We start from the raw sequence: 20,417 nt of genomic DNA, 5'->3' as shown, positions 1-20,417 counted from the left end.
GGCGTTGCGGAGGTTCAGCGGCCGATCGATTCGACGCCGCGATTGGCCAGCGCATCGGCGCGCTCGTTGCCGGGGTGGCCGTTGTGGCCGCGCACCCAGTGCCAGGAGATCTGGTGCCCCTGGGTCAGCGCATCGAGTTCCTGCCACAGGTCGGCGTTCTTCACCGGCTTCTTGTCGGCGGTCTTCCAGCCGCGGGCTTTCCAGCCGGGCAGCCATTCGCTGATGCCTTTCTGGACATATTGCGAGTCGGTGTAGACGCGCACGGTGCAGGGCCGCTTGAGCGCGCGCAGCGCTTCGATCACCGCGGTCATCTCCATGCGGTTGTTGGTGGTGTTGGGCTCGCCGCCGAACAGTTCTTTTTCATTGGTGCCGGCGACGAGCACCGCCCCCCAGCCGCCGCGGCCAGGGTTGCCCTTGCAGGCGCCGTCGGAGTAGATCGTGACTTCTTGCATGGAATTCCGTTGAGAGCCGGCCGCGTAGCGCGGCCGGCGCGTGAGTGAGTTCCGCCGTGATATCGGCTCAGTGATCGTCGCCGGGCGTCTTGCCGTGGGTGCCGGTGGGCGTCGCCACGGGCGTTGCCACCGGTGCCAGCGCCGGCTTGGCTTTCCACGCCGGGCCGACCAGTCGTATATTGCGCACGCGCTTGATCGCCGAGATCATATAGACCGCGCCGAAGATCGGCCACCAGCGGTCGCCGGCCTTTTCCATGAAGGCGGTGCGCTGCAGCCAGCGCTCGGTTCGGTAGGGCGGGCAGTAGCAGCCGAAACGGCCGCGGATGATATCGAAGCCGAGCAGCTTGAGCCAGTCCTTGATGCGCACGAAGCCGATCTGCTGCGCATCGGTCGGCAGGAAGGGCGTGGCGCCGAGGCGGTTCATGCCCTGGCGCGCCCCCCACAGGCTCATCGGGTTGAAGCAGGTGACCACCACGCGCCCTTCGGGCATCAGCACGCGCGAGACCTCGCGCAGCACTTCGTGGGGGTCTTCGGCAAACTCCAGGATATGGGGCAGGGTTACCAGGTCGACGCTCTGCGTGTCGAACGGCAGTTCGTCGAAGCGGCACAGCAGCTGGCGCGCGTCGGGATGTGCCGCGCGCGGCCCGTGCGGCCCGCTCGACGGGTCCAGCGCCAGCGCCGAGAACGGCATCCGGTTCTCGCGCAGGGTATCGACGTGCGGCATGCCCAGTTGTACGGCGTGGTAGCCGAAGATGTCCGCCACGGTGCGGTCGTACTGCTGCGCTTCCCAGCGCAGCATGTACTCGCCCGGCGGCGAGGCCAGCCAGTCTTCCCAGCTTACAATCGGACCATTGGGACCATTCAGGCCGCGCTGGCCGCGCTGGCCGTACTCGCCGGTCTGGCGATTGGGACGATTGGACATAGGAGCATGCGCATGTTGAAGGTTGAGCCGATCCCGGCGTTCCAGGATAACTATATCTGGGCCATTCACGACGGGCATCATGCCGCCGTGGTCGATCCCGGCGAGTCGGCGCCGGTGGAGCACTTTCTGGCGCAGCGGGGGCTGGCTCTGGGCGCTATTGTAATCACCCATCACCACGGCGATCACCAGGGCGGCGTTGCCGGCCTGCTGGCGGCACACCCGAGCACACCCTCGGGCGCGCCGATGCCGGTGCTCGGGCCCGCCGGCGAGCGTATCGGCGGATGCACCCGGGCGCTGCGCGAAGGCGACGAGGTGACGCTGGCCGAGCCCGCGGTGACGCTGCGGGTGCTGGACGTACCCGGGCATACCGCCGGCCATATCGCCTACGTGGGCGACCTGGGGGAAGCGGGTCGCGCCGTGTTCTGCGGCGATACGCTGTTCGCCAGCGGCTGCGGGCGCCTCTTCGAGGGGTCGCCGGCGCAGATGCTGGCGTCGCTGGACAAGCTGGCCGGCCTGCCGGGCGACACCCGCGTCTACTGCGCCCACGAGTACACGCGCAGCAACGTGCGCTTCGCCCGGGCGGTCGAGCCGGATAATGCCGCGCTGGCGGCGTGGGAGCAGCGCGTCGATGCGCTGCGTGCCGCGGACACGCCGACGTTGCCGACCACCATTGCCCACGAGCGCGAAGTCAACCCGTTCCTGCGCTCGCGCGAGCCGTCGGTGCGCGCGGCGGTCTCTGCGCACGGCGGTGCCACCGACAACGATGCAAAAGCATTTGGCGCGCTGCGTGGGTGGAAGGACAATTTCCGCTAAATTGAAGGCAGGCCCGGCCGAAAACCCTTACGGATCAAGGCTTTCAGGCAGCTACCTAGAAAAATCTGATTGACGCGATTGGCCGTTTTTTTTAGCATCACGCATCCTTTTAGCGTCGCGATTCGAGAACTTAATGAAAATTGGTCGATTACTGGCGGTAGTTGCGTGTGCGGCGCTGCTTGCAGCCTGCGCCAGCACCCCTACGCCGCCTGACGCCGATACCAACGGCGCGACCGCCCAGACCGCCAGGCGCCAGGATCCGCTCAATTCGCTCAGCGACAAATCGGCGCTGTCATCCACCTCCACCATCAATGTCGACCAGGGCGGCCTGGACTGGCTGCGCGGCCCGTCCAACGATATCTGGGACCGGATCCGGCGCGGCTTTGCCATGCAGGACCTGGAGGGCACGCTGGTCGATGACCGCACCCAGTGGTATGCGCAGCGGCCGGAATACATGGAGCGCATGGTCGGGCGGTCGAGCCGCTACCTGTACCACATCGTCGAGGAGCTGGAGCGCCGCAAGATGCCGACCGAGCTGGCACTGCTGCCGTTCGTCGAGAGCGCGTTCAACCCCCAGGCCCAGTCCAGCGCCAAGGCCGCCGGCATGTGGCAGTTCATTCCCAGCACGGGCAAGTCGTACAACCTGAAGCAGAACATGTTCCGCGACGAGCGCCGCGATGTGCTGGCCTCGACCGATGCCGCGCTTGACTACCTGCAGCGGCTCTATGACATGTTCGGCGACTGGCACCTGGCGCTCGCGGCCTACAACTGGGGCGAGGGCGCGGTGTCGCGTGCGATCGCGCGCAACCAGGCGCGCGGGCTGCCGACCGACTACGCCAGCCTGACCATGCCCAACGAGACGCGCTACTACGTGCCGAAGCTGCAGGCGGTCAAGAACATCATCGCCAACCCGGCGGTATATGGTGTCAGGCTGCCTGAGATCCCGGACCATCCGTACTTCGTCACGGTGACCACGTCGCGCGATATCGACGTGAATCTCGCCGCCAAGCTGGCGGACATGACGCTGGAAGAGTTCAAGGCGCTGAATCCGTCGTTCAACCGGCCGGTGATCCTGGGGGCATCCAACCCGCAGATCCTGCTGCCGTTCGACAATGCCGAGCGCTTCCAGTACAACCTGAACACCTATCGCGGCGGACTGTCGAGCTGGACCGCGGTCACTGTGGACGGGCGCGAGCGCGTCGAGTCGCTGGCAGCGCGGCTCAATGTCGATGCCGACACGCTGCGCGAAATCAACAGCATTCCCAAGGGCATGCGGCTGAAGGCCGGTTCGACCGTGATGATCCCCCGCTCGGGCCGCCACGACCAGGACATCAGCGCGAGCCTGGCCGACACCGCCATGCTGGCGATGGAGCCCGACCTGCCCGATGCGCGCCGTGTGGTGGTGCGCGCAAGCCGGCGCGATACGGTGGCATCGGTGGCGCGTCGCTACGGCGTGTCACCAGGTCAGGTGCAGTCGTGGAACAAGCTGTCCGGCACCAAGCTGGTGGCAGGGCAGAGCCTGGTGCTGATGGTGCCTGTGCGCGGCGCCGGCGCGGTCCGCGCGGCGCGAGCCGAACGGGCCGACCGGGCCGAGCGCGAAGACCGTGCCGAGCGCGCCGAACGTGGCAGCAAGGGCGGGATCGTGCGTGTGTCGACACAGGGAGGCAAGGCCGAGCCGCGCAAGCGCATCACGGTGGACGCCTCTCCGCGCCGCGGTGCCAAGGCGGCGCCGGCCAAGGTTGCGCGCGAGGCCAAGGCGGGCCCGGTGAAGGCATCGGCCAAGTCCAGCGTCAAGGCCAGCGGAAAGGGCAGCAAGACGCGCTGAGCCCAGCGCCTGAGAGCAAAAAAGGCGTGCCGACGGCACGCCTTTTTTGCATCCGCCGTGGGCAGCGGCCGCGGGCGGCACCCCTCCGAATCCCGTTTCCCCCGGGCCCGCGCCGGTGGCAAACTACCGTCATCATCACAACGACCGCAGACGCGGAGGAGACTGCCATGACGGCAAGCCATGCCGTGCATGCCCGTTCGCTGGCCGACCCGCAGGGGTTCTGGGCCGAACAGGCGGCGCGCATCGATTGGGAAACCCCGTTCGAGCAGGTGCTCGACGACAGCCGCGCGCCGTTCACCCGCTGGTTCGTGGGCGGGCGCACCAACCTGTGCCACAACGCGGTCGACCGCCACCTGGCGGCGCGCGCCAGCCAGCCGGCGCTGCACTGGGTCTCGACCGAAGTCGACCAGTCCCGCACCTACACCTACGCCGAGCTGCACGACGAGGTCAACCGCATGGCGGCAATCCTGCAGGGCCTGGGGGTGCAAAAGGGCGACCGCGTGCTGATCTATATGCCGATGATCCCGCAGGCCGCGTTTGCGATGCTGGCGTGCGCGCGCATCGGCGCGATCCATTCGGTGGTGTTCGGCGGCTTCGCCTCGGTCAGCCTGGCGGCACGGATCGACGACGCCCGCCCGCGCGTGGTGATCAGCGCCGACGCCGGCTCGCGCGCCGGTAAGGTGGTGCCGTACAAGCCGCTGCTGGACGAGGCCATCCGGTTGTCGTCGCACCAGCCGGAGAAGGTGCTGCTGGTCGACCGCCAGCTGGCGGACATGCCGCGCACCGAAGGCCGCGATGAAGACTATGCCAGCTGGCGCGACCGCGTGGCCGGCGCGCAGGTGCCGTGCGCATGGCTGGAGTCCAGCGAGCCGTCGTATGTGCTCTACACATCCGGTACCACCGGCAAGCCCAAGGGCGTGCAGCGCGATACCGGCGGCTACGCGGTGGCGCTGGCCACGTCGATGGAATACATCTTCTGCGGCAATCCGGGCGACACCATGTTCACGGCCTCTGACATCGGGTGGGTGGTCGGCCACAGCTATATCGTCTACGGGCCACTGCTGGCCGGCATGGCCACGCTGATGTACGAAGGCACGCCGATCCGCCCGGACGGCGGCATCCTGTGGCGGCTGGTCGAGCAATACCGGGTCAACCTGATGTTCAGCGCGCCCACCGCGATCCGCGTGCTGAAGAAGCAGGATCCGGCGTGGCTGACCCGCTACGACCTGTCCAGCCTGCGCCTGCTGTTCCTGGCCGGCGAGCCGCTGGATGAGCCCACGGCGCGCTGGATCCAGGACGGCCTGGGCAAGCCGGTGGTCGACAACTACTGGCAGACCGAGTCGGGCTGGCCGATCCTGGCGATCCAGCGCGGCATCGAGCCGCTGCCGCCCAAGCTGGGCTCGCCGGGCGTGCCGGCCTACGGCTACGACCTGAAGATCGTCGACGAGAACACCGGCGCGGAATGCCCGCCCAACCAGAAGGGCGTGGTCGCCATCGACGGGCCGCTGCCGCCGGGCTGCATGAGCACGGTGTGGGGCGACGACGACCGCTTCGTGCGCACCTACTGGCAGGCGGTGCCGAACCGGCTGTGCTATTCCACCTTTGACTGGGGCGTGCGCGACGAGGACGGCTATGTCTTTATCCTCGGCCGCACGGACGATGTGATCAATGTCGCCGGCCATCGGCTGGGCACGCGCGAGATCGAGGAAAGCCTGTCTTCGAACGCCGCCGTGGCCGAGGTGGCGGTGGTGGGCGTGCAGGACGCGCTCAAGGGCCAGGTTGCGATGGCGTTCTGCATCGCGCGCGATCCCGCCCGCACGGCAACGCCGCAGGAGCGGCTGGCGCTGGAAGGCGACCTGATGAAGACGGTGGAACAGCAGCTCGGCGCCGTGGCGCGGCCGGCGCGGGTGTTGTTTGTCAATGCGCTGCCCAAGACGCGTTCGGGCAAGCTGCTGCGGCGCGCCATGCAGGCAGTGGCGGAGGGGCGCGACCCGGGCGACCTGACCACCATCGAAGACCCGGGTGCGCTGGAGCAGATCCAGGCGGCGCTGAAGGGGTGAAGGGCTGAAGCAGTGGGCGGCGCGGAGTGTCTGGCCAGGCACTCCGCAGCGGATACTTGCCTTATCTTGTAATGCCGCCTAATATTTGAAGCATAAAATATTTAGACATGATCTACATGACGGCGCGGCCGGCAGGAGATGAAGTGATGCGAGTGCTTTGTATTGGCGGCGGCCCCGCCGGACTGTACTTCGGCCTGTTGATGAAACTGCAGGACCCGGCCAACGAAGTGATCGTGGTCGAGCGCAACCGCCCGTACGACACCTTCGGCTGGGGCGTGGTGTTTTCCGACGCCACCATGGACAACCTCAAGCAGGCCGATCCGGCCAGCGCCGCCGAAATCAATGCGGCCTTCAACCACTGGGACGATATCGATATCCATATCGGCGGGCGTACCATCCGCTCCGGCGGCCACGGCTTTATCGGCATCGGCCGCAAGCGCCTGCTCAATATCCTGCAGGCGCGCTGCGAAGCGCTCGGCGTCAGGCTGGTATTCGAGAACGACGTCACCGACGACAAGGCGCTGGCGATGCAATACCGGGCCGACCTGGTGATCGCCTCGGACGGCCTGAACAGCCGCATCCGCGCACGCTACGCCGAGACCTTCCAGCCCGACATCGATACGCGCCAGTGCCGCTTCGTCTGGCTGGGCACGCACAAGCTGTTCGATGCCTTCACGTTTGCGTTCGAGAAGACCGAGCATGGCTGGTTCCAGGCGCATGCCTACCGCTTCGACGACAACACTTCGACCTTTATCGTCGAGACGCCCGAATCGGTCTGGCAGGCCGCAGGCATCGACGAGATGAGCCAGGAAGAGGGCGTGGCGTACTGCGAGAAGCTGTTCGCGCGCTACCTCGACGGCAACAAGCTGATCACCAACGCGGCGCACCTGCGCGGCTCGGCGATCTGGATCCGCTTCCCGCGGGTGATCTGCCGCCAGTGGGTGCACTGGAATACGCTGCCTGACGGCCGTCGCGTGCCCGTGGTGCTGATGGGCGATGCCGCGCACACGGCGCATTTCTCGATCGGCTCCGGTACCAAGCTGGCGCTGGAAGATGCGATCGACCTGGCCGAAGAGATCCGTGGCAGCGGCCACGACGGCCTGCCCGATGCGCTGGCGCGCTACGAAGCCACGCGCGGCGTGGAAGTGCTGAAGATCCAGAACGCGGCGCGCAACTCCACCGAGTGGTTCGAGAACGTCGAGCGCTACGCCGGCAGCCTGCCGCCGGAGCAGTTCGCCTATTCGCTGCTGACGCGTTCGCAGCGCATCTCGCACGAGAACCTGCGCGTGCGCGACGCCGGTTACGTGGCGCAATTCGAGCACTGGCTGGCGCAACAGGCCGGCGTGCCGCAGCAAAGCCTGCAGCTGCGCGAGCAAGAGCCGTTGCCGCCGATGTTCACGCCGTTCCGGCTGCGCGGCGTCACGCTGAAGAACCGCGTGGTGGTGTCGCCGATGGCGATGTACTCCTGCACCGACGGCATGCCGGGCGACTTTCACCTGGTGCACCTCGGTTCGCGCGCACTGGGCGGCGCCGGCATGGTGGTGGCGGAAATGACCTGCGTGTCGCCCGATGCGCGCATCACGCCGGGTTGTCCGGGCTTGTGGAGCGATGCCCAGCGCGACGCCTGGAAGCGCATCGTCGAATTCGTGCACGCGAACAGCGATGCCCGCATCGCCATGCAGATCGGACACTCTGGCCGCAAGGGGTCGACCCAGCTCGGCTGGGAAGCGATGGACCACCCGCTGCCGCAGGGCAACTGGCCGGTGATGTCTGCCTCGCCGTTGCCATACCTGCCTGGCGAATCGCAGACCCCGCGCGAAATGACGCGCGCCGACATGGACCGCGTGCGCGACGATTTCGTGGCGAGCGCCCGGCGCGCGGCCGAAGCGGGTTTCGACTGGCTCGAAATTCACTGCGCCCACGGCTACCTGCTGTCGAGCTTTATCTCGCCGCTGACTAATACGCGCAACGACGAATATGGCGGCTCGCTGGCGGCGCGGCTGCGCTATCCGCTGGAAGTGTTCGAGGCCGTGCGCGCGGTATGGCCGCAAGACAAGCCGATGTCGGTGCGCATCTCGGCGCACGACTGGGTCGAAGGCGGCATCACGCCCGACGACGCCGTCGAAATCGCCCGGGCTTTCAAGGCCGCCGGCGCCGACATGATCGATTGCTCGTCGGGGCAGGTCAGCCCGGACCAGGCGCCGGTGTATGGCCGCATGTACCAGACGCCGTTCGCCGATCGCATCCGCAACGAGGCCGGCATCGCCACCATCGCGGTGGGCGCGATCTTCGAGGCCGACCATGTCGACTCGATCATCGCCGCCGGCCGCGCCGATCTGTGCGCGATCGCGCGGCCGCACCTGGCCAACCCGGCGTGGACGCTGCAGGAAGCCGCGCGCATCGGCTACCGCGACATCGCCTGGCCCAAGCAGTACGTGGCGGGCAAGCGGCAACTGGAAACCAATCTCGAACGCGCGGCGGCGCAGGAGAAGCAGGCATGACGGTCAGCACGGCAACACTGGCCGGCATGCACGCGCTGGTCACCGGAGGCGGGCGCGGCATCGGCGCAGCGATCGCGCGGCGTCTGCTGGCCGACGGCGCCAGCGTCACGCTGCTGGGGCGCGATGCCGGCACGCTGCAAGAAACGATGCAGGCGCTGCGCGAGCAGGCACCGGCAGGCGCCATGGTCTCGTTCGTCACGGCCGATATCGCCGATGCCGACAGCGTGGCGCGCGCCTTTGCCGCGGCCACCGAGGCGGCTGGCCCGGTATCGATGCTGGTCAACAACGCCGGGCAGGCGCACAGTGCCCCCTTCATGAAAACCGATGCCGCGCTGTGGCAGCGCATGCTCGATGTCAACCTGACCGGCACCTTCCTGTGCACGCAGGCCGCCTTGCCGGCGATGCTCGAAGCCGGCTGGGGCCGCATCGTCAACGTGGCCAGCACCGCCGGACTGATCGGCTACGGCTACGTCAGCGCCTATTGCGCGGCCAAGCATGGCGTGATCGGACTGACGCGCGCGCTGGCGCTGGAGACCGCGGCCAGGGGCGTGACCGTCAATGCGGTTTGCCCGGGCTACACCGAGACCGATATCGTGCGCGACGCCGTCGCCAATATCGTCGGCAAGACCGGACGCACCGAAGACCAGGCGCGCGCCGAACTGGCCGCGCGCAATCCGCAGCGCCGCCTGGTGCAGCCCGAGGAAGTGGCCGACGCCGTGGCGTGGCTGTGCCAGCCGTCCGCCGGCGCGATCACCGGCCAGGCGATCCCGGTGGCCGGCGGCGAAGTGATGGCGGGCTGACAAGACAGAGACCTGAGAGAGAACCATGACTGAAATCGCACTCGACATGCGCCACCACAAGCGCAGCTTTGCCGGCTACGAGCCGCGGCACTTCCTGTGGTCGGTGTCCGACGACGGCAAGGTCGGCACCATCACGCTGAACCGGCCGGAGCGCAAGAACCCGCTGACCTTCGACTCCTATGCCGAGCTGCGCGACCTGTTCCGCGCGCTGTGCTACGCCAGCGACATCAAGGCGGTGGTGGTCACCGGCGCCGGCGGCAACTTCTGCTCGGGCGGCGACGTGCACGAGATCATCGGGCCGCTGACGCAGATGACCATGCCCGAACTGCTCGACTTCACGCGCATGACCGGCGACCTGGTCAAGGCAATGCGCGCATGCCCGCAGCCGGTGATCAGCGCGGTCGACGGCATCTGCGCCGGCGCGGGCGCGATGATGGCGCTGGCCTCGGACATGCGGCTGGGCACGGCGCAGGCCAAGACCGCGTTTTTGTTCGTGCGCGTGGGACTGGCTGGCGCCGACATGGGCGCGTGCTCGCTGCTGCCGCGCGTGATCGGACAGGGGCGCGCCAGCGAGCTGCTCTATACCGGCCGCGCGATGAACGCGGAGGAAGGGCTGCAGTGGGGCTTCTTCAATGCGCTGCATCCGTCCGAAGCGGTGCTGGCACAGGCGCAGGCGCTGGCGGCGCAGCTCGCCGCCGGGCCGACCTTCGCCCACGGCGTGACCAAGAAGCTGCTGCACCAGGAGTGGAACATGGGGCTGGACGAGGCTATCGAAGCCGAAGCCGAGGCCCAGGCCATCTGCATGCAGACGCGCGATTTCCGCCGCGCCTACGAGGCCTTCGTGGCCAAATCGAAGCCGGTGTTCGAAGGCGACTGAGCCAGGGAGCCGCGATGTCAGACAAGACCTATCTCGACCTGCCGCTGTTCGACGACACGCACCGCACGCTGGAGCGCGAGCTCGACGCCTGGTGCGCGCAACATCTGCATGTCGACCACAGCGATGCCGATGCCGCCTGCCGTGCATTGGTGCGCCAGCTGGGCGAAGCGGGCTGGCTGCGCTATTGCGTGCCGGGCGCGCACGGTGGCGCGCTGCCCGCGCTCGATTCACGCTCGCTGTGCCTGCTGCGCGAAACGCTGGCGCGCCACGACGGGCTGGCCGACTTTGCCTTCGCGATGCAGGGGCTGGGCTCGGGTGCAATTTCGATTGCGGGCAGCGAAGCGCTGCGCGCGCAATACCTGCCGCGCGTGGCGCGCGGCGAGGCCATCGCCGCGTTTGCGCTGTCCGAGCCCGAGGCCGGTTCCGATGTCGCGGCGATGCAGTGCAGCGCGCGGCTGTCGGAAGACGGCAAGCACTATGTGATCGACGGCGCCAAGACCTGGATCTCCAACGGCGGCATCGCGGATTTCTATTGCGTGTTCGTGCGCACCGGCGAAGCGCCGGGCGCGCGCGGCATCTCGGCCTTCGTGGTCGATGCCGACACGCCGGGCCTGACCATCGCCGAGCGCATCGACGTGATCGCGCCGCACCCGCTTGCGACGCTGCGCTTCGACAACTGCCGCGTGCCCGTTGCCAACCGGCTGGGCGAGGCGGGGCAGGGCTTCAAGGTGGCGATGATGACGCTCGACATCTTCCGCGCCTCGGTCGCCGCGGCTGCGTTGGGCTTCGGCCGCGCCGCGCTGGACGATGCTCTGGCGCGCGCGTGCGAGCGGCCGATGTTCGGCGGCGTGCTGGCTGACCTGCAATTGACGCAGGCCGCCATCGGCGACATGGCCACGGCCATCGACGCGGCGGCGCTGCTGACCTATCGCGCGGCCTGGCTGCGGGACGTCAGGAAAGAGCGAACCACCCGCGAAGCGGCGATGGCCAAGATGGTCGCGACCGAGAACGCGCAGCAGGTCATCGACCGCGCGGTGCAGATGTTCGGCGGCCTCGGCGTCAAGGTCGGCACGCGCGTGGAAAGCCTGTACCGCGAGATCCGCTCGCTGCGCATCTACGAAGGCGCCACCGAGGTGCAGAAGCTGATCATCGCCCGCGAGACGCTGGCCGGCCGCAAGGCCTGAGCGATCCGCCCCGGAACTGCCGTACCGACAGAGCAGACAGGAGACAAGCCATGGCGACCACCGCCCACCTAGATACCTTCGCCCGCGACCGCCTGCCGCCGCCCGAGCAGTGGCCGGTGTTCCGCTTCAACGCCGACACCGACTACCCGGCGCGGATGAACTGCGCGGTGGAACTGGTCGACCGCCACGTGCGCGAAGGCCGCGGCGAGCGCATCGCCATCCGCCATCGCCCCGCGGGCAAGGGAGGGCAGGTGGGCCAGACCGAGACGGTCACCTACGCGCAGCTGGCGGCGCTGGTCAATCGCATCGCCCATGTGCTGGTCGAGGACATGGCGCTGGTGCCGGGCAACCGCGTGCTGCTGCGCGGCCCCAACAACCTGATGATGGCGGCAAGCTGGCTCGCCACCATCAAGGCCGGGCTGATTGCCGTGCCGACCATGCCGCTGCTGCGCGCCAGGGAGCTGAAGCAGATCGTCGACAAGGCGCAGGTCACGGCGGCGCTGTGCGATGCGCGGCTGCGCGAGGATCTCGACGCCATCCAGCGGGCCGGCGGGGAATTCCATTGCCCGACCCTGGCCCGCGCGCTGTACTTCAACGGCACGGGCGAGGGCTCGCTGGAAGCCGCGATGGCGGGCAAGCCCGACAGCTTCGACGCCTGCGACACCGCCAGCGACGATATCTGCCTGATCGCCTTTACCAGCGGCACCACCGGACAGCCCAAGGGCACCATGCATTTCCACCGCGACGTGCTGGCCATGTGCGACCTGTTCCCGCGCCATGTGCTGCGCTCCGGGCCGGACGACATCTTCTGTGGCACGCCACCGATCGCATTCACCTTCGGGCTGGGCGGCATGCTGTGCTTCCCGTTGCGCATCGGCGCCAGCACGGTGCTGGCGGAGAAGCTCACGCCGGAATCGCTGCTGGAACTGATCCACGATTTCCGCGCCACCATTGTCTTCACCGCGCCCACGTTCTACCGGCAGATGGCGGCACTGGCGCCGCGCTTCGATATATCGAGCCTGAGGCATAGCGTGTCGGCCGGCGAGGCGCTGCCCGACGCCACGCGGCAAAGCTGGAAGGCCGCCACCGGCATCGAGATGACCGACGGCATCGGCGGCACCGAGATGATGCATATTTTTATCTCCAGTGCGGGCGCCGAGGTCAGGCCGGGTGCGATCGGGAAGGTGGTGCCCGGCTACGTGGCGCAGATCGTCGACGACGAGATGCGGCCGCTGCCGCCGGGACAGGTGGGCAAGCTGGCGGTGCAGGGGCCGACCGGCTGCCGCTACCTGGACGATCCGCGCCAGGCCAACTACGTGAAGGCAGGCTGGAACCTGCCGGGCGATACCTTCACGGTCGACGCAGACGGCTATTACTTCTACCAGGCGCGCTCCGACGACATGATCATCTCGGCCGGCTATAACATCGCGGGCCCCGAGGTGGAGAGCACGCTGATGCAGCACGAGTCGGTGGCCGAGTGCGGCGTGGTCGGCGCGCCCGACGACGGGCGTGGGCAGGTGGTCATGGCCTATGTGGTGCTGCGCGAAGGCGTACCCGCGGACGATGCCACGCGCACCGCGCTGCAGGACTTCGTGAAGCGCCAGATCGCGCCGTACAAGTATCCCCGCCGCATCGAGTTCGTGCCGGCGCTGCCGCGCACGGAAACCGGCAAGCTGCAGCGCTTCCGGCTGCGCCAGATGGCGGAGCAGGGCAACGGCGCCAATCAAGGTGGGAGCAAATCATGAGCCCGGTCTTCCGCAGCACCGTCCTGGTGCGCTTCAAGCACTGCGATGCGGCCGGGATCGTGTTCTACCCGCGCTACTTCGAGATGCTCAACGACTTCATCGAAGACTGGTTCGGCGAAGCGCTGGGCTGGCCCTTCGACGTCATGCACGGCGAGGGCCGGGCCGGCGTGCCGACCGCCGAGCTGGAATGCCGCTTCCTGGCGCCGAGCCGGTTGGGCGAAGTGCTCACGCGCGAGCTGCGCGTGCTCAAGCTCGGCCAGTCCAGCTTCACGCTGGCGATCCGCTTTGCCGGCCCGCACGACGATACCCGCATGGAAGTGACGCAGCGGCTGGTCTGCGTCGACACCGGCTCGATCGCGCCGCAGCCGTTGCCGGAGGCCGTGCGCGAGGCCATGGCGGCCTACCTGGTGGCGCCGGCCTGACCGGCCGGCGGCCGGCTGCTTGACGCAATTGATTTCCCCCAATCCGTAAATCAGAAAGTAACAGGACATCCACCATGAAAATCCTGCAGCCGCCCGACTGGGCGCCCCCGCGTGGCTACGCTAACGGCATGATGGCCGAGATCCAGGCCGGCAGCCGCCTGCTCTTTGTCAGCGGTCAGATCGGCTGGAACGGCAAGTGCGAGTTCGAGACCGACGATTTCGGCCTGCAGGTGGCGCAGGCGCTGCGCAATGTGGTCGACGTGCTGGCCGCCGGCGGCGCGAAGCCGGAACATATCGCACGCATGACCTGGTATGTGAAGGACAAGGCGGAATATGTCGGTGCCTATGGCTCGATCGGCCAGCACTACCGCGCCATCATTGGCCGGCACTTTCCGGCGATGACTGCGGTCGAAGTGGCCGACCTGGTCGAGCCGCGCGCCAAGGTGGAAATCGAAGTGACGGCGGTCGTCCCGCCTGACGCGTAACGGGATCCGCACACCGCCGGACCAGGGCGCGGGCACCGGCGGGCCGGGTGCCCGCGGCGGCGCCCGCGTGATGCAAGTCCTTGAAAACTTGAGAAATTGGGTGGCGCGGGATATAATTCGAAAGTTTCGCTTTCAGAACCCTTCACCCTAGCGCCAACCGCTTTCCACCTTCCGCCGCCCCCATCCGCGCCGCCTCTGCCGTTCGCACTTGATGTGATGCAAAGAGCATGCCGCAACCGGATCCGACCGCATCGGCGCAATGCCGCTGCCGCCGTCACGGATCCAGCCTGGGAGGCACGAGGCGTCGATTGGTCGGTCACGGGGTGAGTCCAGCAGGAGCCTACCCGTGTTACCGTCTTTTCCGTCCGCCATTCTCGCGCTAGCAGACGGCACGGTCTTTCGTGGCTATTCCATTGGCGCTTCCGGCCATACCATCGGCGAAGTGGTGTTCAACACCGCCATCACCGGTTACCAGGAAATCCTCACCGACCCGAGCTATTCGCGGCAGATCGTCACGCTGACGTATCCGCATATCGGCAACTACGGTGTCAATCCTGAGGATGTCGAAGCCACGAAAGTCCATGCCGCCGGCCTGATCATCAAGGATCTGCCGATCCTGGCCTCCAATTTCCGCAAGGAACACACCCTCGCGCACTACCTGAAGCAGGAAAAGGTGGTGGCGATCGCCGGCATCGATACCCGCAAGCTGACCCGCATCCTGCGCGAGAAGGGCGCCCAGAACGGCTGCATCCTGGCTGGCGAGGACAACGTGCAGAAGGCCATCGACCTGGCCCGCTCGTTCCCCGGCCTGGCCGGCATGGACCTGGCCAAGGTGGTTTCGGTCAAGGAGCCGTACGAGTGGACCCAGTCCGAATGGGCGCTGGGCGAAGGCTACGGCAAGCAGGACAAGCCGCAGTTCCACGTGGTCGCCTATGACTACGGCGTCAAGTTCAACATCCTGCGCATGCTGGCCGAGCGCGGCTGCAAGGTGACGGTGCTGCCGGCCCAGGCGAGCGCCGCCGACGCGCTGGCGCTGAATCCGGACGGCGTGTTCCTGTCCAACGGCCCCGGCGACCCCGAGCCGTGCGACTACGCCATTGCCGCCACGCGCGAGTTCATCGAGCGCGGCATCCCGACCTTCGGCATCTGCCTGGGCCACCAGATCATGGCCCTGGCCGTCGGCGCCAAGACGCTGAAGATGAAGGCCGGCCACCACGGCGCCAACCACCCGGTCAAGGACCTGGAGGACGGCCGCGTGATGATCACGTCGCAGAACCACGGTTTCGCGGTCGACGCCGACACGCTGCCCGCCAACACGCGCGTGACCCACGTGTCGCTGTTCGACGGCACGCTGCAGGGCTTCGCGCTGACCGACAAGCCGGCGTTCTGCTTCCAGGGTCACCCGGAAGCCTCGCCTGGCCCGAACGACGTGGCTTACCTGTTCGACCGCTTCATCCAGCACATGACCGACGCGCGCAAGTAAGTGAGCAAATTAGCGCGCCCGGACAGCGCTGGACCACGGGATACCCCATGAACGCCTTCATGCAAACCGCCTTCGGCATCACCGATTTCTGGACCTACCTGCTCGGCACGATCTTTATCGTGCTGCTGCCGGGGCCGAACTCGATGTACGTGCTGTCGGTGGCGGCGCAGCGTGGCGTGCGCGCCGGCTACAAGGGCGCGTGCGGGGTGTTCCTGGGCGACCAGGTGCTGATGGTGCTGTCGGCGGCGGGCGTGGCCTCGCTGCTGAAGGCCAGTCCGGCGCTGTTCTACGTGGTGAAGTACATCGGCGCGGCCTACCTGGCGTGGATCGGCTTCAACATGCTGCGCGGCGCAATGCGCAGCTGGGCCTCGCGCGGCGCGGCGGCAGTGGACAATGCGGCGGACAAGACGGTGCCCGCCGGCGCGGCCGAGCAGTCCGACCCGTTCCGCAAGGCGCTGCTGATCAGCCTGCTGAACCCGAAGGCCATCCTGTTCTTCATCTCGTTCTTCATCCAGTTCGTGGATCCGGCCTTTGCCTACCCGGTGCTGTCGTTCGCCGTGCTGGGCGTGGTGTGCCAGCTGTGCAGCTTCGCCTACCTGACCACCATCATCTTCGTGGGCGCGAAGCTGGCCGACGCGTTCCGGCGCCGGCGGCGGCTGTCGGCCGGGATGGCGAGCGGGGTCGGGGCGATGTTTATCGGCTTCGGCGCCAAGCTGGCTACGGCGACCATGAACTGACGCGGCGCGGTTGCGACAACTGCAGCCGACATTATTCGAATCCTGAAGGGATTCCCTGATTACCGGCGCGGCCCGCATGCAAGCGAGCCGGCCCATAAAGAGAGCGTGCAATGCCAAAACGCACAGACATCAAGAGCATCCTGATCATCGGCGCGGGCCCCATCATCATCGGCCAGGCGTGCGAATTCGACTACTCCGGCGCCCAGGCCTGCAAGGCCCTGCGCGAAGAAGGCTTCAAAGTCATCCTGGTCAATTCGAACCCGGCGACCATCATGACCGACCCCAACACGGCCGATGTGACCTACATCGAGCCGATCACCTGGGAAGTGGTCGAGCGCATCATCGAGAAGGAGCGCCCCGACGCGATCCTGCCGACCATGGGCGGCCAGACCGCGCTGAACTGCGCGCTGGACCTGCACCGCCACGGTGTGCTGGACAAGTACAAGGTCGAGCTGATCGGCGCCTCCCCCGAGGCCATCGACAAGGCCGAGGACCGCCAGAAGTTCAAGGACGCGATGACCAAGATCGGGCTGGGCTCGGCCAAGTCCGGCATCGCCCACTCGATGGATGAGGCCGTGGCCGTGCAGGGCCGCATCGCCCAGGAAACCGGCACCGCCGGCTACCCGATCGTGATCCGCCCCTCGTTCACGCTGGGCGGCACCGGCGGCGGCATTGCCTACAACCGCGAGGAATTCGAAGAGATCTGCAAGCGCGGCCTGGACCTGTCGCCGACGCGCGAGCTGCTGATCGAAGAATCGCTGCTGGGCTGGAAAGAGTATGAGATGGAAGTGGTCCGCGACAAGCAGGACAACTGCATCATCATCTGCTCGATCGAGAACCTGGACCCGATGGGCATCCACACCGGCGACTCGATCACCGTGGCCCCGGCGCAGACCCTGACCGACAAGGAATACCAGATCCTGCGCAACGCTTCGCTGGCCGTGCTGCGCGAGATCGGCGTCGACACCGGCGGCTCCAACGTGCAGTTCTCGATCAACCCGAAGGACGGTCGCATGATCGTCATCGAGATGAATCCGCGCGTGTCGCGTTCGTCCGCGCTGGCCTCCAAGGCCACCGGCTTCCCGATCGCCAAGGTCGCGGCCAAGCTGGCCGTGGGCTACACGCTGGACGAGCTGAAGAACGAGATCACCGGCGGCGCGACCCCGGCGTCGTTCGAGCCGTCGATCGACTACGTGGTCACCAAGGTGCCGCGTTTTGCCTTCGAGAAATTCCCGCAGGCCGACAGCCACCTGACCACCCAGATGAAGTCGGTGGGCGAGGTGATGGCGATGGGCCGCACCTTCCAGGAATCGTTCCAGAAGGCCCTGCGCGGCCTGGAAGTCGGCGTGGACGGTCTGGACGAGAAATCCACCGACCGCGACGAGATCGTCGAGGAAATCGGCGAGGCCGGCCCGGACCGCATCTGGTACGTGGGTGACGCGTTCCGCCTCGGCATGTCGCTGGAAGAGGTCTATAGCGAGACCGATATCGATCCGTGGTTCCTGGCGCAGATCGAAGACATCGTCAAGACCGAAGGCCTGGTCAAGGCACGCACACTGGAAAGCCTGTCGGCCGCTGAGCTGCGCTTCCTGAAGCAGAAGGGCTTCTCCGACCGCCGCCTGGCCAGGCTGCTGAAGACCGACGCCCGCGCCGTGCGCGAGGCGCGCATTGCCCAGAACGTGCGCCCGGTCTACAAGCGCGTGGACACCTGCGCGGCCGAGTTCGCCACCAACACCGCCTATATGTACTCGACCTATGAGGCCGAGCATGGCGAGTGCGAAGCCAACCCGACCGACAAGAAGAAGATCATGGTGCTGGGCGGCGGCCCGAACCGGATCGGCCAGGGCATCGAGTTCGACTACTGCTGCGTGCACGCCGCGCTGGCGCTGCGCGAAGACGGGTACGAGACCATCATGGTCAACTGCAACCCGGAAACCGTGTCGACCGACTATGACACCTCGGACCGCCTGTATTTCGAGCCGGTGACGCTGGAAGACGTGCTGGAGATCGTCGCGATCGAAAAGCCGGTCGGCGTGATCGTGCAGTACGGCGGCCAGACCCCGCTGAAACTGGCGCTGGACCTGGAGCGCAACGGCGTGCCCATCATCGGCACCAGCCCTGACATGATCGACGCCGCGGAAGACCGCGAGCGCTTCCAGAAGCTGCTGCAGGAACTGGGCCTGCGCCAGCCGCCCAACCGCACCGCGCGCGCCGAGGACGAAGCGCTGCGCCTGGCTGAGGAAATCGGCTACCCGCTGGTGGTGCGCCCGTCGTATGTGCTGGGTGGCCGCGCAATGGAAATCGTGCACGAGCCGCGCGACCTCGAGCGCTACATGCGCGAGGCCGTCAAGGTGTCGAACGATTCGCCGGTGCTGCTGGACCGCTTCCTGAACGATGCCATCGAATGCGACGTCGACGCGCTGTCGGATGGCAAGCGCGTGTTCATCGGCGGCGTGATGGAGCACATCGAGCAGGCCGGCGTGCACTCGGGCGACTCCGCCTGCTCGCTGCCGCCGTACTCGCTGTCGGCCGAGACCGTCGCCGAACTGAAGCGCCAGACCGCCGCCATGGCCCAGGCGCTGAACGTGGTCGGCCTGATGAACGTGCAGTTCGCCATCCAGCAGAGCAACGGTGTCGACACCGTCTACGTGCTGGAAGTGAACCCGCGCGCTTCGCGTACCGTGCCGTACGTGTCGAAGGCCACCGGCATGCAGCTGGCCAAGATCGCTGCGCGCTGCATGGCCGGCCAGTCGCTGGACGAGCAGGGCATTACCGACGAGGTGGTGCCGCCGTACTACAGCGTCAAGGAAGCGGTGTTCCCGTTCAACAAGTTCCCGGGCGTCGATCCGGTCCTCGGACCTGAAATGCGCTCCACCGGCGAAGTGATGGGCGTGGGCAAGACCTTCGGCGAGGCACTGTTCAAGAGCCAGCTGGCAGCGGGTTCGCGCCTGCCGGAAAAGGGCACCGTGCTGATCACCGTGAAGGACAGCGACAAGCCGCGCGCGGTTGCCGTGGCCCGCATGCTGCACGACCTGGGCTACCCGATCGTCGCCACCCGCGGCACCGCCTCGGCCATCGAGGCCGCCGGCATCCCGGTCAAGGTGGTGAACAAGGTCAAGGACGGGCGTCCGCACATCGTCGACATGATCAAGAACGGTGAACTGGCGCTGGTGTTCACCACCGTCGATGAAACCCGCGGCGCGATCGCGGATTCGCGTTCGATCCGTACCTCGGCACTGGCCAACCGCGTGCCTTACTACACCACCATCGCTGGCGCCAGCGCTGCGGTGGAGGGGCTGAAGCACATGCAGAGCCTGGAGGTCTATGACCTGCAGGGCCTGCACGGCACGCTGGCGTAAGCCACGCTGCACATTGCCCGGAAGCCCGCCGGTGTTGATGCCGGCGGGCTTCTTGGCCTAAACTACGTCAAATTCGTCGATTGAATCGGCCTGGCACCAGCATAAGCAGTGTGCGGCCCTTCGGTCCTGTCTGAAAGCCGCGGTTGAGCGGAAGTGCCCTGGCAGTCTTGCCGGGGATGGCTCCAGCTCCGCTGCGGCTCATTTTTTTGTTGAAGAAGACATGAGCACCATTCCGATTACCAAGCGTGGCGCCGAACTGCTCAAGGAAGAGCTGCAGCGCCTCAAGGCTGTCGAGCGTCCGGCGGTGATCAATGCCATTTCCGAAGCGCGTGCGCAGGGCGACCTTTCTGAAAACGCCGAATACGACGCTGCCAAGGAAAAGCAGGCCTTTATCGAAGGGCGCATCATCGAAGTGGAGTCGAAGTTGTCGACGGCCCAGGTTATCGACCCGACCCAGCTTGACACCGATGGCCGCATCGTCTTTGGCGCGACCGTTGACCTGGAAGACCTGGAGTCCGGCAAGCCGGTGAGCTACCAGATCGTGGGCGATGACGAGGCCGACCTCGATACCGGCAAGATCTCGGTCAGTTCGCCGATCGCGCGCGCGCTGATCGGCAAGTTCGAAGGCGACGTCGCCACCGTGCTGGCCCCTGGCGGCGAGCGCGAGTACGAAGTCATTACCGTCCGCTATATCTGAGGCCGGTCGGGCCGGGAGCGGCAGTCGCCCGCAATCCGGCCACCGGAAAGACCGG

Annotated in this window: 16 protein-coding genes; 14 read left to right on the top strand and 2 right to left on the bottom strand. The window is 67.0% G+C overall.

Features of this window, described 5'->3' with window-relative positions:
• Positions 1-14: 14 nt before the first annotated feature.
• Together rnhA and VSR71_RS00895 are read right to left on the bottom strand one after the other, a co-directional pair.
• Positions 15-452: a ribonuclease HI gene (gene rnhA / locus VSR71_RS00900; RefSeq protein ID WP_029046361.1), complete on the bottom strand. Its 438-nt coding sequence runs from the start codon at positions 450-452 to the stop codon at positions 15-17.
• A gap of 67 nt (positions 453-519) precedes the next feature.
• Positions 520-1,251: a class I SAM-dependent methyltransferase gene (locus tag VSR71_RS00895; RefSeq protein WP_342912664.1), complete on the bottom strand. Its 732-nt coding sequence runs from the start codon at positions 1,249-1,251 to the stop codon at positions 520-522.
• Between the two features lie 135 nt (positions 1,252-1,386).
• On the opposite strand from VSR71_RS00895, the gene gloB reads away from it, so the two are divergent.
• The 14 genes from gloB to greA all read left to right on the top strand — a co-directional run bounded on the left by gloB (position 1,387) and on the right by greA (position 20,362).
• The gene (gene gloB / locus VSR71_RS00890) at positions 1,387-2,187 is read left to right on the top strand and encodes a hydroxyacylglutathione hydrolase (RefSeq protein WP_342912093.1); all 801 of its coding nucleotides are present in this window, start codon (positions 1,387-1,389) and stop codon (positions 2,185-2,187) included.
• Positions 2,188-2,320: 133 nt separating this feature from the next.
• Positions 2,321-4,012 carry a transglycosylase SLT domain-containing protein gene (locus VSR71_RS00885; protein WP_342912092.1) on the top strand — a complete coding sequence of 564 codons (1,692 nt, stop codon included), beginning with the start codon at positions 2,321-2,323 and terminating at the stop codon, positions 4,010-4,012.
• 134 nt (positions 4,013-4,146) lie between these two features.
• Positions 4,147-6,072, top strand: coding sequence for a propionate--CoA ligase (locus VSR71_RS00880; protein ID WP_342912663.1), 1,926 nt, complete (start codon positions 4,147-4,149; stop codon positions 6,070-6,072).
• A 146-nt stretch (positions 6,073-6,218) separates the two neighbouring features.
• Positions 6,219-8,573: a bifunctional salicylyl-CoA 5-hydroxylase/oxidoreductase gene (locus tag VSR71_RS00875; RefSeq protein WP_342912091.1), complete on the top strand. Its 2,355-nt coding sequence runs from the start codon at positions 6,219-6,221 to the stop codon at positions 8,571-8,573.
• Positions 8,570-9,373: an SDR family NAD(P)-dependent oxidoreductase gene (locus VSR71_RS00870; RefSeq protein ID WP_342912090.1), complete on the top strand. Its 804-nt coding sequence runs from the start codon at positions 8,570-8,572 to the stop codon at positions 9,371-9,373. Before VSR71_RS00875 ends, VSR71_RS00870 begins: the two co-directional genes overlap by 4 nt.
• Before the next feature lie 25 nt (positions 9,374-9,398).
• Positions 9,399-10,250: an enoyl-CoA hydratase family protein gene (locus VSR71_RS00865; RefSeq protein WP_029046368.1), complete on the top strand. Its 852-nt coding sequence runs from the start codon at positions 9,399-9,401 to the stop codon at positions 10,248-10,250.
• A gap of 14 nt (positions 10,251-10,264) precedes the next feature.
• The gene (locus tag VSR71_RS00860) at positions 10,265-11,434 is read left to right on the top strand and encodes an acyl-CoA dehydrogenase family protein (RefSeq protein ID WP_342912089.1); all 1,170 of its coding nucleotides are present in this window, start codon (positions 10,265-10,267) and stop codon (positions 11,432-11,434) included.
• Between the two features lie 50 nt (positions 11,435-11,484).
• Positions 11,485-13,179, top strand: coding sequence for an AMP-binding protein (locus VSR71_RS00855; protein ID WP_342912088.1), 1,695 nt, complete (start codon positions 11,485-11,487; stop codon positions 13,177-13,179).
• Positions 13,176-13,601: a thioesterase family protein gene (locus VSR71_RS00850; RefSeq protein ID WP_342912087.1), complete on the top strand. Its 426-nt coding sequence runs from the start codon at positions 13,176-13,178 to the stop codon at positions 13,599-13,601. The genes VSR71_RS00855 and VSR71_RS00850 overlap by 4 nt, the downstream gene beginning before the upstream one ends.
• A 74-nt stretch (positions 13,602-13,675) precedes the next feature.
• Positions 13,676-14,086, top strand: a complete 411-nt coding sequence (locus VSR71_RS00845) for a RidA family protein (protein WP_342912086.1) — start codon at positions 13,676-13,678, stop codon at positions 14,084-14,086.
• A 346-nt stretch (positions 14,087-14,432) separates the two neighbouring features.
• Positions 14,433-15,569 (top strand): glutamine-hydrolyzing carbamoyl-phosphate synthase small subunit, encoded by a 1,137-nt coding sequence (gene carA, locus VSR71_RS00840; protein ID WP_342912085.1) that lies wholly within the window; start codon positions 14,433-14,435, stop codon positions 15,567-15,569.
• Positions 15,570-15,616: 47 nt separating this feature from the next.
• Entirely contained in the window at positions 15,617-16,306 is a 690-nt protein-coding gene (gene leuE / locus VSR71_RS00835) for a leucine efflux protein LeuE (RefSeq protein WP_342912084.1), read from the top strand.
• Positions 16,307-16,416: 110 nt separating this feature from the next.
• Positions 16,417-19,665, top strand: a complete 3,249-nt coding sequence (carB, locus tag VSR71_RS00830; protein ID WP_342912083.1) for a carbamoyl-phosphate synthase large subunit — start codon at positions 16,417-16,419, stop codon at positions 19,663-19,665.
• 220 nt (positions 19,666-19,885) lie between these two features.
• Positions 19,886-20,362 carry a transcription elongation factor GreA gene (gene greA, locus VSR71_RS00825; RefSeq protein ID WP_342912082.1) on the top strand — a complete coding sequence of 159 codons (477 nt, stop codon included), beginning with the start codon at positions 19,886-19,888 and terminating at the stop codon, positions 20,360-20,362.
• The last annotated feature ends 55 nt before the right edge of the window (positions 20,363-20,417 follow it).

Source organism: Cupriavidus oxalaticus (assembly GCF_038900635.1).
GTDB classification, from domain to species: domain Bacteria; phylum Pseudomonadota; class Gammaproteobacteria; order Burkholderiales; family Burkholderiaceae; genus Cupriavidus; species Cupriavidus oxalaticus_B.
Note: the sequence above shows the minus strand (reverse complement) of the source record. Positions and strands in the feature narration are given on the sequence as shown.

Bases quoted from the DNA above. Each gene is read 5' to 3' on its own strand.
- rnhA (WP_029046361.1), bottom strand. From the start codon at position 452: ATGCAAGAAGTCACGATCTACTCCGACGGCGCCTGCAAGGGCAACCCT.
- VSR71_RS00895 (WP_342912664.1), bottom strand. From the start codon at position 1,251: ATGCTGCGCTGGGAAGCGCAGCAGTACGACCGCACCGTGGCGGACATC.
- gloB (WP_342912093.1), top strand. From the start codon at position 1,387: ATGTTGAAGGTTGAGCCGATCCCGGCGTTCCAGGATAACTATATCTGG.
- VSR71_RS00885 (WP_342912092.1), top strand. From the start codon at position 2,321: ATGAAAATTGGTCGATTACTGGCGGTAGTTGCGTGTGCGGCGCTGCTT.
- VSR71_RS00875 (WP_342912091.1), top strand. From the start codon at position 6,219: ATGCGAGTGCTTTGTATTGGCGGCGGCCCCGCCGGACTGTACTTCGGC.
- VSR71_RS00870 (WP_342912090.1), top strand. From the start codon at position 8,570: ATGACGGTCAGCACGGCAACACTGGCCGGCATGCACGCGCTGGTCACC.
- VSR71_RS00865 (WP_029046368.1), top strand. From the start codon at position 9,399: ATGACTGAAATCGCACTCGACATGCGCCACCACAAGCGCAGCTTTGCC.
- VSR71_RS00860 (WP_342912089.1), top strand. From the start codon at position 10,265: ATGTCAGACAAGACCTATCTCGACCTGCCGCTGTTCGACGACACGCAC.
- VSR71_RS00855 (WP_342912088.1), top strand. From the start codon at position 11,485: ATGGCGACCACCGCCCACCTAGATACCTTCGCCCGCGACCGCCTGCCG.
- VSR71_RS00850 (WP_342912087.1), top strand. From the start codon at position 13,176: ATGAGCCCGGTCTTCCGCAGCACCGTCCTGGTGCGCTTCAAGCACTGC.
- VSR71_RS00845 (WP_342912086.1), top strand. From the start codon at position 13,676: ATGAAAATCCTGCAGCCGCCCGACTGGGCGCCCCCGCGTGGCTACGCT.
- leuE (WP_342912084.1), top strand. From the start codon at position 15,617: ATGAACGCCTTCATGCAAACCGCCTTCGGCATCACCGATTTCTGGACC.
- carB (WP_342912083.1), top strand. From the start codon at position 16,417: ATGCCAAAACGCACAGACATCAAGAGCATCCTGATCATCGGCGCGGGC.
- greA (WP_342912082.1), top strand. From the start codon at position 19,886: ATGAGCACCATTCCGATTACCAAGCGTGGCGCCGAACTGCTCAAGGAA.